The sequence below is a fragment of the Flammeovirga sp. EKP202 genome (assembly GCF_014534745.1).
Taxonomy (GTDB): Bacteria; Bacteroidota; Bacteroidia; order Cytophagales; family Flammeovirgaceae; genus Flammeovirga.
Genome location: NZ_JACVVP010000030.1, coordinates 1 through 13,922 on the forward strand (window position 1 = coordinate 1; position 13,922 = coordinate 13,922).

A 13,922-nucleotide genomic window follows, 5' to 3' on the forward strand; every position below is an offset into this window, starting at 1 on the left:
AGTCTTTTCATAGGAGAAAGATCGGCTTTCTGTCAAAGAAATGAAAATTCAAAATTTTAAAAGAGCGATAGCTCAGTTAATTATTTGATGTACTCTGATATGTCATTAAACGAGATCTTGTGTAAACCATCAGATTGGGATCAATTATTTCAATTTATTATTCAACTAATAGAAAAAGTAGAAGGTAGTAATAGTTTGAAGCTAAATGTGATTGCAGACGCTAAGAACATCAACTTCGGAAGTATGAGTGTGAATGATAAAGCTTTAGAGAAAGTTAAATCTAAACTATTTGGGATAAAGCATGACTTCTATATTTCTTCTATAAAATCATTTATTCCAAGCATTAAATATTGTCTTAATAATCATTCAACTCCTTCAATTAGTCTAATCATTCATGATTCTTACAATATGAAATCAGTTGGAAGTGGTGTTCAATTAAGTTTTAATGAAATATTTTATGAACAACTAGGAGATAAAAAAGTGAATAAAATTGTAGAGCAAATGTCTCAATTAATGAAATGCAAAGCTATATTCTACAATGTTCGCCCTTTTTGGAAGAAAAATCTTGAGGACTCTTTTACAGAAAGTATGCAAGACTTTTTACCTTGTGCGATATTAGATATCAATAAAGACTATATATCTTTCTCAGATTATACTAATGTAGAAAATATTGATTGGGAACCTTACACTTTAAAAAAGTAAACTATGAGTAATACAGATGATAAGTTTTATGAAAGAGCTGATGCACATATTAACCTTTCTAATTCACAACTAAAGGAAACAGAAAAAGGAAAAGTAAGTGCTTCTATGATGTACAGTGTAGCTAGGTTTAATGCTTGGGTGACAGCTTGTGGATTTTCAAAAAAATGGGAGATGAAAGAAAAAAAAGAAGAAGTATTAGACTATTTTGTTACTCAATATAAAATCATGCTAGAGGAGAACCTTGATGAATATATTGAGAATTTTGATGAGTATATGAAGTAATGCATTTAGTTAAATATGGATTACGCTAAATCATTCTGGTAATTGTTAATGTAATGATATTCATGATGTTATTTGTTAGGTAAATAATATTATTGTAATAACTTTGTAATTACAATAATCATATTGCTATGGAACAGAAGATAATAAAAATCGGAAACTCAAAGGGTATCCGGTTAAGTAAAACTATTCTAGAAAAATATAATATTGGAGACAAAGTAGAAATATCTTTGAATAATGATGGTATTTTAATTACTCCTATTAAGAACCCTCGATCTGGTTGGGAAGAAGCTTTCAAAGCATTAGAAAATGATGAAGGTCAAAACTTAATGGATGATGTTTTTGATGATGAAAACTTTGAGGAATGGTAGATCAATATAGAATTGTATTAGTGAATTTAGATCCAACTCAAGGGACTGAAATCAATAAAACGAGGCCTTGTGTAGTGATTTCACCGAAGGAAATGAATAAGTTTTCCAGAGTAATTGTTGCTCCTATGACAACTAATACGAATGATTATCCATTTAGGGTGAAGATCCGCCATAATAATAAGGATGGCTCCATCTGTTTGGATCAAATTCGAACAATAGATAAATCTAGGATCTGTAATAAATTTGGTAAGTTATCACTAAACGAGGTCAATCAGGTAAAGATGATTATCAAAAATATGTTGGTTGATTAAATTATTGCCTCTCAGGAACCCTCATTATTCTTCAATAGAATTGAAAAATTTAAATCCGTAACTTTGTACTAGCACTCTTCAGAAATTTAATACAAACAAGAATGAAATCTCTATTACTGCTTTTGCTTTTATGTTCAATACAAATATCATTTGCTCAGAATAATAATAGTATTGATGCTTATAATTCTACTATCAATGAATACTTTGTTGAAGAGTTTGATGATGATCAAAATCCATGGGTTGGGTACACTTATGATGATGATGAAGCGGTACATTATGAATTTCATAATGGGTTGGCCTATCTAATGTCTGATGGTTCTGAAACACCTGCTATCAAAATGATTACAGGTTTAGGGTATCCTAAGTTAGAAAATTACATCATAGAGAGTACTATTCACTATTTAGAAGGAGAAGGGGTAAATTCAAATGACATGTTTTGGGGCGGTGCTCCTGATTTTTCATCTGGATTTAGAATGGGTTTTAATGCTCAAGGACAAGTGCATGTAATGAAAGTAGAAGATGGATATTGGGTAGACCTTTTACCTTGGACGGATAATCCCTATTTAGAGTACGATGATTTTAATATTCTTGCCGTTGAAAAAATTGGAAATGAATACCATCTTTTTGTCAATGATGATAATTTCTTTAGTTTCAAAGCAGATCCAATACCTTCAAATCATGATCTTACGGGGTTTGTAGCAGATGGGACATCCATTGCTGTAGATGAGTTTATAGTATATGAAGTGATTACGGAAACAAAATATATGGCAGCCAAAACTTCAGAGGAAATACAATCGCAGCATTATACTTCAGTTCAAACAATAGTATCGAATACACCTGAACCTAAAAAAGAAGAAGCGAAAAGTGAAACTAGAGCATTAAAAGTAATTAAGGATAATAAGACAGGTTCAACTACAAATGTAAAAGGGAACTATTATGCATTGATTATTGGGGTGCAGAACTATACACATAATTCAATTAAGGATTTACAGTTTCCGATTCGAGATGCTAAAATGTTCAGAGATGTTTTGGTGTCTAAGTATAGTTTTGCCTCAGAAAATATCGTTTTCCTTGAAGACCCTAACCGCTCTCAGATTTATAAGGCTTTTAACCAATTGAGAAGTAGAATTACTGAAAACGACAATCTAATTATTTTCTATGCAGGTCATGGTTATTATGATGAAAAAGTAAAGGAAGGTTATTGGTTACCATCAAATGCAGAAGAAGGTGATGACTCAGGATGGATTGCCAATTCAGGTTTAAGAACAAAGATTGATGCAATTCATTCAAAACATACTTTATTAATTTCAGATGCATGTTTTGGAGGAAGTATTTTTAAACCATCTCGTTCTGCGTTTTCAGATGCTGGTAGAAGCATTGTTCAATCTTATGATAAGGTCAGTCGAAAAGGGATGACGAGCGGTACATTGAAAACTGTACCCGATGAAAGTGTTTTTATGAAATACTTGTTGAAAGCATTAAGAGAAAATAAGAAGAAATACTTAACTGCATCTTCACTCTTTTATAGCTTTAATGAGGCTGTTGGGAACAACAGTTTTAACGTTCCTCAATTTGGAGTACTCTTCCAAGTGGGTGATGAAGGTGGACAGTTTGTTTTTATAAACCCTGAAGGAACAACGGGGAATTAAATTCTTGATTTGTAATAAACTAATTCATTTTTGTAGAATATTTATTTTGCACAAATGGAGATAACATTGAGATAAAAAAAGAAATATAGGTAGCTCATTTCACCTTTTTAATTCATCTATAGTTTACTATTAATACATCATCAAGTTGCTTACTTCTTGTAATATTAAAGCACGTAAAGTAATGAAACCCAATGTGCTGAACATTATGAAAAGTAATACTTATGATTTAATTATTGGAGGAGCTGGAATTGTAGGACTATCACATGCTTTAGCTGCTGTCAAAAAAGGATGGAAAGTAGCTGTTATTGAAAGAACTCCCAAACCAATGGGTGCTTCTGTAAGAAACTTTGGCTTCTACTGGCTTATCGGACAACAACATGGAGAACACCTTGATCTTGCTGTCAGAAGTAGAGAAGTGTGGTTAGAGATGATTCAAGAAGCGAAAATATGGGCTCGTAAAAGAGGATCTTTATTTTTAGCCAATTCCAAAACCGAAGCAGATGTGTTGGAAGAGTTTCATACACTTACTCAAAACCAACCTTATGATACAACACTTTTAAATAGAGATGAATTAGGGAAATATATTCCTTCATTATCATCCTCAACCATTGAAACAGGATTGCTCAGTAGTACTGAAATTCAAGTATCTCCTTTCCAGGCAATTTTTCAATTGATAGAATACCTTAAATTTAAGGGAGTGGATATCTTTTTCTCGGAACCAATATTACATGTAGAAACTGGTAAAGTGATAACGAGTGCAAGAACTCTGACCACCAATAAGGTTTTGCTTTCAACAGGAAGTGACATTTATAGCTTATTTCCAGAGGAAATAAAAAAGCAGAACACTACTTTATGTACACTTCAAATGATGAAATTGAAAGTACATGATAAGACAAAGTTGCCAAAACTTCCAATTGCTACAGGAACTTCATTGACGCATTACTCTTCTTTTGAGATTTGTCCATCAATGAGTAAACTAAAGGAACAGATCAATGCGAACTCACCATTATTAAATGAATGGGGAATTAACCTGATGATCGGGACGACTCCAAGTAAAGATGTAATTTTGGGTGACTCTCATGAATATGGATCAGAAAAATTCAAGAACAACAATGAAATCAATGAATTTTTACTTCAAGAAATGAAAGAAGTTGTTGATTTAGGTGAATTCAAAGTACAGGAAACGTGGAATGGTACTTATTTAAAAACTATAGGTAATACTTATTTCCACTCTGAAGTGGAAGAAAATGTTCATTTAGTAAATGGCTTAGGTGGAAATGGAATGACATTGTCATTTGGTTTAGCCGAAAAACATATCAATAAGTGGATGGGAATTAGTGAACGACCAGAAGCAGCATTGATTTAATGACTGTAATTATACATAATAGATAAAGGCTCAAGGTGAAATATCTTGAGCCTTATTTATTGTAACCGATCCACAGGTGTTTCTACAAGTCTTTTGTATTCTACTTTCAAATTTCCTTCTTCTTTATTTTCCATTGCTGAAGCATCGAAACACAAAAGCTAAATACTAGAGATTTTAAAAATATAGTTTACCAATTATTATATAGAACTGTAATAACCTTATTAAAGAAAAATAAGCTGTTTACTTGCCTTTCAGTTCCTAATTTGATTAAAGGAAAATATAATAACAGCACTTGTGTTTATTTTCAAAATCACGAAATATTCATAATAAAAGAACTTATAGTATTTAAATAATATAATTTCTTAAAACTTATACAAAAGTGTGAAATTTACGTTTGTAAAGTTAGGGAACTTAATCTCTATGGTTTATTTTTGTGTTACCATATCTTTAAACACATACCATAAAGACCTATAATATGAATCAGTTCAATTCGACATTATTGGATACTATTCCATTTGAACTTGATTTCAAATGGAGTTTGAAAGTAAGACAGGGTATTGTTCACTCTGCCACTTTCGCTTTTAAAGTATTAAGTGATGACGTTTTTGAAAGTCGTGAAGGAACCGAGAATATCATAAAAGAGCTTTTATGTAACCATCGTTTTAGAGAGGACTTTCAGATTGAAGATGTTAATCACAACGAGCTTGTGGTGTACAAGACCATAGTTGGGCAAAACCCTGAAGATTTGAATAGAAAAATGGAGTTATTCAAAAGATGGGTGAGACAGGCACAGCAAGATGCCCGCTTATCTATGAAGAAATTTACACCGACATTGTAGAAAAATTATAGAAAAATTATAGATAAAGTATTTAAAAAACTGTTTCAGCTTTGAAGCAGTTTTTTTTTGTGTCTTCACTTTTTAAGTAGTCAAAACCTAATTTTTTCAGTAAATACGTAAAAATAAGTATAAAATTAAGTAGTATTTTTTTTACTTACTTAATTGTTTAAGTAGTTGTACTTAATGAGTTCATTAAATTGATTTTCAGTAGTTTAAAAATGTAAATATGTTAAATAGCAGTTTTTGAAATGTTTAAAAAACATATTTTTTCATGAAAAATACCGTTTATATTCTTTCAGGATCGCTCTATGTTTGCGTATAATCTAAGTATAATTACTTAAACACTTCAATCAGTTTAACAAACTTAAGGCTAATGAAAAAGTTTATTTACGCTATCGTATTGCTATTAGGTGTAGGGTTCCAGGCTACTGCACAAGAGTTCAAAATTTCAGCTGAAATTAGACCACGTTCTGAATTAAGAAATGGTTTCAAGAAGTTGAGAACAGATACTCAAGAGCCTGCGTTCTTTACAGAGCAAAGATCAAGATTAAACCTTGATTATAAGTCAGACAAATTTACAATGAGACTTTCTTTGCAAGATGTTCGTGTGTGGGGTTCAACACCACAAATTTATAAGACAGATAATACTGCTTTAACAAACATTTCAGAAGCATGGGGACAGTATAACTTCACGGAGAAATTTAGTTTAAAAGTAGGTCGTCAAATGATCTCTTATGATAACCAAAGATTCTTAGGTGGTTTAGAATGGGCACAACAAGGTAGAAGACATGATGCTGCTTTATTTATCTATGATGATAAAGCTTCTAAATTAAAGCTTCATGCAGGTTTCGCATTTAACCAATCTGGTTTCGAGCCAGGTATGTTAGTAGGTAATGATTACTTAGGCGTAAATAGCTATAAGTCTTTCCAATACTTATGGGCTCATAAAGACTGGGAAAATGGTAAAGTTTCAGCTTTAGTATTCAACGACGGTTACCAATATGGTGCAACTTCTGACAGTGTATCACAAAGACAAACATTAGGTTTAGTAGGTAGCAGATCATTTGGTGCTATCACAGTAGCAGGTGAAGGTTACTACCAAACAGGTAGCTTCAGAGCTGCAGATGTAAACGCTTACATGATTGACTTAAACCTTACTTTAAAAACAAAAGTTACTCCAATCACTTTAGGTTACCAAGTATTATCAGGTAATGATGTGACTTCTGCTGAAAACAACGCTTTTGCTCCAGCTTACGGTACTAACCACAAATTCAACGGTTTCATGGATTACTTCTACGTAGGTAACGGTCACGGAAACGTAGGTTTACAAGATATCTACTTAAACACTGCTTTCAAAGTGGCGAAAGGTACATTCAAAGTTCAATTGCACCAATTCATGGCTGAGCAAACAAAATATGGTTCAGGAGACTCACCAATGGAATTAGATGGTTCTAACTTAGGTACTGAAGTTGACTTAATCTACGCTAAATCATTAGGTAAAGATGCTTCATTAGTAGTAGGTTACTCTCAAATGTTCGCTACAGACAACATGGTAGCATTGAAAGGTGGTAACAACGACTTAATCAACAACTGGGCATTCGTAATGCTTACATTCAAGCCAACATTATTTACTTCAAAGGCTTCAAAATAATCAATAAAAATCTTATTACTCATGAAAAAGTTCAACTCAATCATCTCGTCACTTGTAGCGTTATCGCTGGCAGGGATGCTATTCAACTGTAGTGGTTCTAAAACTTCTTCAGAATCACAAAGTACAGCTTCAGTTACTGTAGAAGAGTCTTCAACAAATCAGTTAGAAATTGAAAAGCCACAATTGACTTTCGGTTTCATTAAACTAACAGATATGGCTCCTTTAGCAATTGCTAAAGAGTTAGGATACTTCGAAGATGAAGGATTATTCGTAACAATCGAAGCTCAATCAAACTGGAAAAACGTTTTGGACCGTGTAATTGACGGTGAGTTAGATGGTTCTCATATGTTAGCAGGTCAGCCAATCGCAGCAGGTGCTGGGTTCGGTCGTCAAGCAGACTTAGTAACTTCATTCTCAATGGACTTAAACGGTAACGGTATCACGGTATCGAACGATGTTTGGTCGAAGATGAAAGCTAACGTTCCAATGAAAGACGGTAAGCCAGTTCACCCAATCAAAGCAGACGCTTTAGTACCAGTAATCAAAGAGTACAAAAACGACGGTAAAGCTTTCAAAATGGGTATGGTATTCCCAGTTTCAACACACAACTATGAGATTCGTTACTGGTTAGCAGCAGCAGGTGTTCACCCAGGTATGTATACTAAAGAAAATATTCAAGGTCAAGTAGATGCAGACGTATTATTGTCAGTAACTCCTCCACCACAAATGCCAGCTACACTTGAAGCAGGTACTATCTACGGATATTGTGTAGGTGAGCCTTGGAACCAACAAGCGGTATTTAAAGGAATTGGTGTTCCAGTGACTACAAACTACGATATCTGGAAAAACAACCCAGAGAAAGTATTCGTAATGACAAAAGAATTTACTGAGAAATATCCTAATACTTCTGTAGCGGTAACAAAAGCATTAATTAGAGCAGGTAAGTGGTTAGATGAGCCAGGAAACAGAGCAAAAGCAGTTGGTATCTTATCAATGCCAGAATACGTAGGTGCTGATTCAGTTGTAATTGCTAACTCTATGACAGGTACTTTCGAATTTGAGAAAGGTGACAAGCGTTCAATGCCTGACTTCAACGTATTCTTCCGTCATCATGCAACTTATCCATTCTATTCAGATGGTGTGTGGTTCTTAACTCAAATGAGAAGATGGGGACAAATTCCAACAGCTAAAGCTAAAGGATGGTATGACGAAACAATCAAAGATATCTACAGACCTGATATCTGGTTAAAAGCAGCTAACCTATTAGTAGAAGAAGGTCACTTATCAAAGTCTGACATTCCTCAAACTGATGGATACAAAGCTCCAACAAAAGATTTTATCGATGGAAAACTATTTGATGGTAAAGACCCACTAGGTTACATCAATAGCTTCGAAATAGGTAATAAAGACGAAGCAATGTAATAATCATTCTTCAAAGTTAGATTGTACAAGGGGGGTGCAGGACTTACACCTACATGTGGTACTGCATCACCCTTATCATCCATTCTACTTCTACTAAACTGACAAAAATCATAATAATCAATTTACAAAGGAACTAAAAGAATAATACTATCATGAAAGAGAGAATACTGCAATTAACCGGAATCCAAGCTTTTTTAGCACCATGGATTAGCGTCATCAAAGGTGAGGAAGTACAAAAAAATGTACAAGCGTTATTAAAGTCTTATATCTATCCACTTTTATCAATTTTATTATTTATTGGTATCTGGCACGCAGGTGCAACTTATTTATTTAACAAAGAGGCGACAGCAAAGATTGAGAAAGCAAGAACAGAAAGAGGTGAGGCAGGTGCATTAGAAATGCAAAACTGTATCATTTCAGGTGATGTAAGCTGTCAGCCAAATACATTGCCATCTCCGGCAAAAGTATGGGATGCATACCTTTCATTATTAGCAGATCACAAAATTATCTCAGCAAAGAAAGATGCATTCGATTTAAAAGTAGCTAAAACAAACGAAAAAAGAATTGCAAAAGGTCAAGACCCAATTACTTATACAGGTAGACCTTCATTTGTAGATCAAATCAAAACAAGTTTGAAAACAGTATTCGCAGGATTTTTATTAGCGGCATTTATCGCTATTCCAATCGGTATTGTAATTGGTTTGAGCACAACTTTAAGAACTTCATTTAACTGGTTAATTCAAATTTTAAAGCCAGTGTCGCCAGTAGTATGGTTATTATTAGTATTTATGATCGTGAAGACAGTAATGTCTGACTCGGATATGGATAAATCATTTATGATCTCATTTATCTCAGTAGGTCTATGTTCAATGTGGGCAACGTTAGTCAACACAAGTATGGGTGTTTCCACTGTAGATAAGGATTTCGTGAATGTCGCTAAGGTATTGAAGCTTAGCATCGGTCAAAACATTTTCAAGGTAGTATTGCCATCATCACTTCCAATGATTTTCACAGGTTTGAGAATTACACTCTCAGTAGCATGGATGGTATTGATTGCGATTGAGTTATTAGCACAGTCACCAGGGTTAGGTTCATTTGTTTGGGAAGAGTTCCAAAACGGTGCAAGTGATTCAAATGCAAAAATCATTGTTGCCATGTTCGTGATTGGTATGATTGGTTTTATGTTAGATAGAATCATGATGGTAGTTCAAAAAATGATGTCATTTAACAAGTAATTCCTATGGCGTACTTAGAATTGAAAAACGTAAGCAAGTCTTACGGAACCGGAAAAGATAGAGTAGAAGTCTTAAAAGATATCAACTTAACGATTGAGGAAGGTGAGTTTGTGGCCATCGTAGGTTTTACAGGTAGTGGAAAAACAACCTTAATCAACCTAATCAATGGATTGGAATTTCCTGATGAAGGAGAGGTGCTTCTGCAAGGTAAACCAATCACTGGCCCAGGTCCTGATAGGGGAGTAGTCTTCCAAAATTACTCATTGCTGCCATGGTTGACTGTGGCACAAAATATAAAACTGGCGATTGACGAGGTGTATCCATCAGCTCCTAAAAAAGAGAAACAAGAGATGATAGAGAAATACGTTGGGATGGTACATCTCTCTCACGCCATTGACAAATTACCTTCTGAACTTTCAGGGGGTATGCGTCAGAGGGTATCAGTAGCAAGAGCCTTAGCCATGAACCCTAAAATGTTATTGATGGATGAACCTTTGAGTGCATTGGATGCCTTAACAAGGGGAACACTTCAAGAAGAAATTGTCAACATCTGGGGAGAGGATAGAAAAACATGTCTTCTAATTACAAACGATGTAGATGAAGGAATTGTAATGGCAGATAGGATCATTCCATTGAATCCAGGCCCTAAAGCAACGTTAGGTCCAAACTTCAAAGTAGACTTAGCTCGTCCAAGAGTGATTGCAGAAATCAATAAAAATGATGTTTACAAGCACTTGAGAAATGAGATCTTAGAATACTTAATTGATGTAGGAGCTTCTCGTTCAAGTCAAAAAACAGCTCAATATGAGCTTCCTGACTTAAAGCCTGTGATGCCAGGACGTATTAAGTGGGGCTTTAGAAAGAAGAAAGAAAAATTACAATACTTCTAAGCCAACAACATTTTCTAATTCATGTACAATCTAAATTATTAAGAAGATGAGCGTTATTGCAAAAGATATTTTACAGCCAGAAATAATAGAAGATACAAGACCAGATATGCTGGTTTGTAAGGATATTGCTAAAATATATCCAACTCCAAAAGGCGATTATACTGTATTATCAGATTTACAATTAACCATTAAGAAAGGTGAATTTATCTCTATAATTGGTCATTCAGGTTGTGGTAAGTCAACATTATTGACAATGATTGCCGGTTTGAATGATATCAGTAAAGGTGCTGTATACGTTGATGGTAATGAGGTGAGAGGTGCAGGACCCGACAGAGCGGTAGTTTTCCAGTCGCCAAGTTTATTCCCTTGGATGACGGCATTACAAAATGTAATGATTGGTGTGAAGCAGGTATTTCCTCACGCTACAAAGAAACAAAAGCAAGACATTTGTAAGTATTACTTAGACAAAGTAGGTCTAGGAAATGATTTTAATAAAAGAGCATCTGAGTTGTCTCAAGGTATGCAACAAAGGGTAGGTATTGCCAGAGGGTTTGCTTTAAAGCCAAAAGTTTTATTACTTGACGAACCTTTCGGTATGCTGGATTCCTTGACAAGAGGTGAACTACAAGATGTATTGTTGGAAGTTTGGCAAAAAGAACAGATCACTGCAATCATGGTAACGCATGATGTGGATGAGTCTATCTTCTTGGCAGACAGAGTGATTATGATGACTAGTGGTCCTTATGCTAAAATTGGAGACGAATTGAGAATTCCATTTGAAAGACCACGTAACAGAGTAGATATACTAGAACACCCTGATTACTATCAGTACAGAGGGTATTTGATGGATTTCTTAAATCATTAATAAATGAGGCTTGCTCTTGTATTTTTTTAATACAAGAGCAATACCTTTTTCATCTTGATAGTTAGCTTCCATAAACCGATTAAATATTTTACTGAAATAAGCAATCTCAGACTACAGTACTAAACTATGAACAAGTATCTATTAAAAAATCCGAAGAAACGATTTACAGCGTCTTATGTCATTGCCCTTTCTATCATAGCTTTACTAAGTATTGCTAGTCAGATTGTGATACGATCGGTTTTGAATAAGCAAGAAAAAGATGCTCGTGTAATCAACATTTCTGGTCGACAAAGGATGTTGAGCCAGAAAATTAGCAAACTAGCACTTCAGTTAGATAGAGCTGAAGATCAAACTGAATTCAACACAATAAAAAAAGAATTTGCAACTATTGTAGATCTATGGTCGTCATCTCATTATGGTTTGAGAGACCGTTTACCAGAAATGGAACTACAAGGAGATAACAGTGCTACTATTCAAAAAATGTTTGAAGGCATAGCACAAAACTTTGATCAAATGTATGAAGCTTCTCAAAGTATTCTTTTAGCAGAGGAAGCTTATTTGATTGATTCTTTTGTTTCTCAGATTCTAAGAAATGAGGGATCATTTTTGAAGCAAATGAATACCATTACCTTCCAATATGATCATGAATCAACAGCAAGAATACAACATGTAAAGCTTATTGAGATGATTCTTTTAGGGATCACATTACTTTCGATCTTCTTAGAAGCCTTCTTCATCTTTAGACCAGCTGTATCAGCAGTGGATAAATACCTGAGAGAAACCATCAATAGAGGTTTAGAGCTTCGTGAGGCACATGATAATCTTTTAGCCTCAGAAGAGAAGAAAGAATCAGTGGAGAGAGAATTGTATGAGCAATTAGAGAAAAACCATGAGCTTCAAGTCAATATTAATAAAGATCTTGAACTGAAAATCAATGAAAGAACTAGAGAAATCCAAGATAAAAACGAGGAGATTCTAGCTCAAAGTAATGAACTTAAATCACAAAATGATTTATTAGCTTCAGCAAATCAAAAAGTAACGGATAGTATTACATATGCTACAAAGCTTCAATATTCTATCTTAGGTTATAGACAAGATATTTTAGAAAACTTCAAAGATGGTTTTATTCTCAATAAACCAAAAGATATTATTTCAGGAGATTTCTACTGGTACTATCAAACAGAAGAATTAAGATTCTTAATTGTAGGTGATTGTACAGGACATGGTGTTTCGGCTGCATTTATGACCATTATTGGTAATCTTTTACTAAATGATGTAATTGTTAATCAGCAAATCAAATCGCCAAATGATATCCTAAACTTATTGGATATGGAGCTATATTCATTGATGAACTTGAGAAATACACAGAAGGTGTATGATGGAATGGACCTAGGGATCGTAGTCATCAATCAAGATCAAAGAATTATAGAGTTTTGTGGAGCAAAACGCCCTGTATATTTTGTAGGAAAAGACAATAAAATTAATAAAATAGCTGGATCGAAATCAACAATTGGTTATTCTTCTAAGAATGTCAAAAAGAATTTTGAAACAGAAACAATCAACTACCAAACTGGTGACAGATTGTATTTATCATCTGACGGTTTTCAAGACCAATTCGGAGGAAACTCAAACAGTAAGTTTATGCAAAATCGCTTGATAGAGTCATTAAACAGAACGATGAGTTATCCAATGGAAAAACAAAAGAAAGTGCTTGAAGGTGTCTTTGATAAATGGAAAGGAAACAACGCACAAACGGATGACGTTCTAATTGTAGGAGTAGAACTGTAACTGTAATTGATTATTTATTGATTTGTAATTATGATCACCTGCTTCATGTTATTGGAGTAGGTGTTTTTTTGTATTAAAACCTTGAATTAAACCTAAGTTAGCTTATTAGTTTCATTACTTTTCACTTCTTTTAAATAGAGAAATAAAGGTAATCCGGCGGAAACACCAATCAACAAAGTCGCCATCATTGCCATCCAATAATTCTTAGCTTTGTTTCTTTCATGTATAATAAAAACAAGTAAAACTAAAGCTGAGATCAAAACATCATACGCGAAAAATCTACTAATAGAAGTAGCAAGTAATTCCTTGAAGAAAAGGGTTAAATCTAATCCATTTTCAAAAAGAAAGTTGATGAATTCATAATATGGAATAATAGTTCCAGCTATAAAGAGAAATAAGTATAATGTGGATGTTTTCATAGTGATTCATTGTGCAAAAAACGATTTATAAAAATAATGTTTCCTTGACTTACTTCAACAGAAGTCAGACTACAAAAATGTGAAGCAAAGAAAAAAAATCAAGGAATATGCGGGTTGAAAATTTATCAATGGTCCT

The 13,922-nt window shown here is 33.9% G+C and carries 14 protein-coding genes; 13 read left to right on the forward strand and 1 reads right to left on the reverse strand.

Annotated features, from left to right (window positions below):
* Positions 1-99: 99 nt before the first annotated feature.
* The 13 genes from IC221_RS17745 (at position 100) to IC221_RS17805 (ending at position 13,367) form a co-directional block, all read left to right on the forward strand.
* Positions 100-702: a hypothetical protein gene (locus tag IC221_RS17745; protein ID WP_188170257.1), complete on the forward strand. Its 603-nt coding sequence runs from the start codon at positions 100-102 to the stop codon at positions 700-702.
* Between the two features lie 3 nt (positions 703-705).
* Positions 706-984, forward strand: a complete 279-nt coding sequence (locus tag IC221_RS17750) for a DUF3144 domain-containing protein (protein ID WP_188170258.1) — start codon at positions 706-708, stop codon at positions 982-984.
* A gap of 128 nt (positions 985-1,112) precedes the next feature.
* A complete protein-coding gene (locus tag IC221_RS17755) occupies positions 1,113-1,352 on the forward strand; it encodes an AbrB/MazE/SpoVT family DNA-binding domain-containing protein (RefSeq protein ID WP_188170259.1) in 240 nt (79 codons plus the stop codon).
* Complete coding sequence (locus IC221_RS17760; RefSeq protein ID WP_188170260.1) at positions 1,346-1,663, forward strand: type II toxin-antitoxin system PemK/MazF family toxin; 318 nt, start codon at positions 1,346-1,348, stop codon at positions 1,661-1,663. The genes IC221_RS17755 and IC221_RS17760 overlap by 7 nt, the downstream gene beginning before the upstream one ends.
* A gap of 101 nt (positions 1,664-1,764) precedes the next feature.
* A complete protein-coding gene (locus IC221_RS17765; protein ID WP_188170261.1) occupies positions 1,765-3,312 on the forward strand; it encodes a caspase family protein in 1,548 nt (515 codons plus the stop codon).
* 205 nt (positions 3,313-3,517) lie between these two features.
* Entirely contained in the window at positions 3,518-4,678 is a 1,161-nt protein-coding gene (locus IC221_RS17770; protein WP_188170262.1) for a TIGR03364 family FAD-dependent oxidoreductase, read from the forward strand.
* A 475-nt stretch (positions 4,679-5,153) separates the two neighbouring features.
* On the forward strand, positions 5,154-5,516 hold the full coding sequence (locus tag IC221_RS17775; protein ID WP_044204255.1) for a hypothetical protein: 363 nt from the start codon (positions 5,154-5,156) through the stop codon (positions 5,514-5,516).
* Between the two features lie 373 nt (positions 5,517-5,889).
* Positions 5,890-7,167, forward strand: coding sequence for an alginate export family protein (locus IC221_RS17780; RefSeq protein WP_188170263.1), 1,278 nt, complete (start codon positions 5,890-5,892; stop codon positions 7,165-7,167).
* Positions 7,168-7,188: 21 nt separating this feature from the next.
* Positions 7,189-8,589 (forward strand): CmpA/NrtA family ABC transporter substrate-binding protein, encoded by a 1,401-nt coding sequence (locus IC221_RS17785; RefSeq protein ID WP_188170264.1) that lies wholly within the window; start codon positions 7,189-7,191, stop codon positions 8,587-8,589.
* 152 nt (positions 8,590-8,741) lie between these two features.
* Positions 8,742-9,824: an ABC transporter permease gene (locus tag IC221_RS17790; protein WP_188170265.1), complete on the forward strand. Its 1,083-nt coding sequence runs from the start codon at positions 8,742-8,744 to the stop codon at positions 9,822-9,824.
* A gap of 5 nt (positions 9,825-9,829) precedes the next feature.
* On the forward strand, positions 9,830-10,714 hold the full coding sequence (locus IC221_RS17795; protein WP_188170266.1) for an ABC transporter ATP-binding protein: 885 nt from the start codon (positions 9,830-9,832) through the stop codon (positions 10,712-10,714).
* Between the two features lie 46 nt (positions 10,715-10,760).
* Entirely contained in the window at positions 10,761-11,579 is an 819-nt protein-coding gene (locus tag IC221_RS17800; protein WP_044204243.1) for an ABC transporter ATP-binding protein, read from the forward strand.
* A gap of 126 nt (positions 11,580-11,705) precedes the next feature.
* Positions 11,706-13,367: a SpoIIE family protein phosphatase gene (locus IC221_RS17805; protein WP_188170267.1), complete on the forward strand. Its 1,662-nt coding sequence runs from the start codon at positions 11,706-11,708 to the stop codon at positions 13,365-13,367.
* A gap of 92 nt (positions 13,368-13,459) precedes the next feature.
* Here the strand turns inward: IC221_RS17805 and IC221_RS17810 are convergent, their stop codons facing one another.
* Complete coding sequence (locus IC221_RS17810) at positions 13,460-13,786, reverse strand: DUF2834 domain-containing protein (RefSeq protein ID WP_188170268.1); 327 nt, start codon at positions 13,784-13,786, stop codon at positions 13,460-13,462.
* Positions 13,787-13,922: the final 136 nt, after the last annotated feature.

Bases quoted from the DNA above. Each gene is read 5' to 3' on its own strand.
- IC221_RS17800 (WP_044204243.1), top strand. From the start codon at position 10,761: ATGAGCGTTATTGCAAAAGATATTTTACAGCCAGAAATAATAGAAGAT.
- IC221_RS17770 (WP_188170262.1), top strand. From the start codon at position 3,518: ATGAAAAGTAATACTTATGATTTAATTATTGGAGGAGCTGGAATTGTA.
- IC221_RS17745 (WP_188170257.1), top strand. From the start codon at position 100: ATGTCATTAAACGAGATCTTGTGTAAACCATCAGATTGGGATCAATTA.
- IC221_RS17805 (WP_188170267.1), top strand. From the start codon at position 11,706: ATGAACAAGTATCTATTAAAAAATCCGAAGAAACGATTTACAGCGTCT.
- IC221_RS17775 (WP_044204255.1), top strand. From the start codon at position 5,154: ATGAATCAGTTCAATTCGACATTATTGGATACTATTCCATTTGAACTT.
- IC221_RS17750 (WP_188170258.1), top strand. From the start codon at position 706: ATGAGTAATACAGATGATAAGTTTTATGAAAGAGCTGATGCACATATT.
- IC221_RS17785 (WP_188170264.1), top strand. From the start codon at position 7,189: ATGAAAAAGTTCAACTCAATCATCTCGTCACTTGTAGCGTTATCGCTG.
- IC221_RS17810 (WP_188170268.1), bottom strand. From the start codon at position 13,786: ATGAAAACATCCACATTATACTTATTTCTCTTTATAGCTGGAACTATT.
- IC221_RS17755 (WP_188170259.1), top strand. From the start codon at position 1,113: ATGGAACAGAAGATAATAAAAATCGGAAACTCAAAGGGTATCCGGTTA.
- IC221_RS17790 (WP_188170265.1), top strand. From the start codon at position 8,742: ATGAAAGAGAGAATACTGCAATTAACCGGAATCCAAGCTTTTTTAGCA.
- IC221_RS17765 (WP_188170261.1), top strand. From the start codon at position 1,765: ATGAAATCTCTATTACTGCTTTTGCTTTTATGTTCAATACAAATATCA.
- IC221_RS17780 (WP_188170263.1), top strand. From the start codon at position 5,890: ATGAAAAAGTTTATTTACGCTATCGTATTGCTATTAGGTGTAGGGTTC.
- IC221_RS17760 (WP_188170260.1), top strand. From the start codon at position 1,346: ATGGTAGATCAATATAGAATTGTATTAGTGAATTTAGATCCAACTCAA.
- IC221_RS17795 (WP_188170266.1), top strand. From the start codon at position 9,830: ATGGCGTACTTAGAATTGAAAAACGTAAGCAAGTCTTACGGAACCGGA.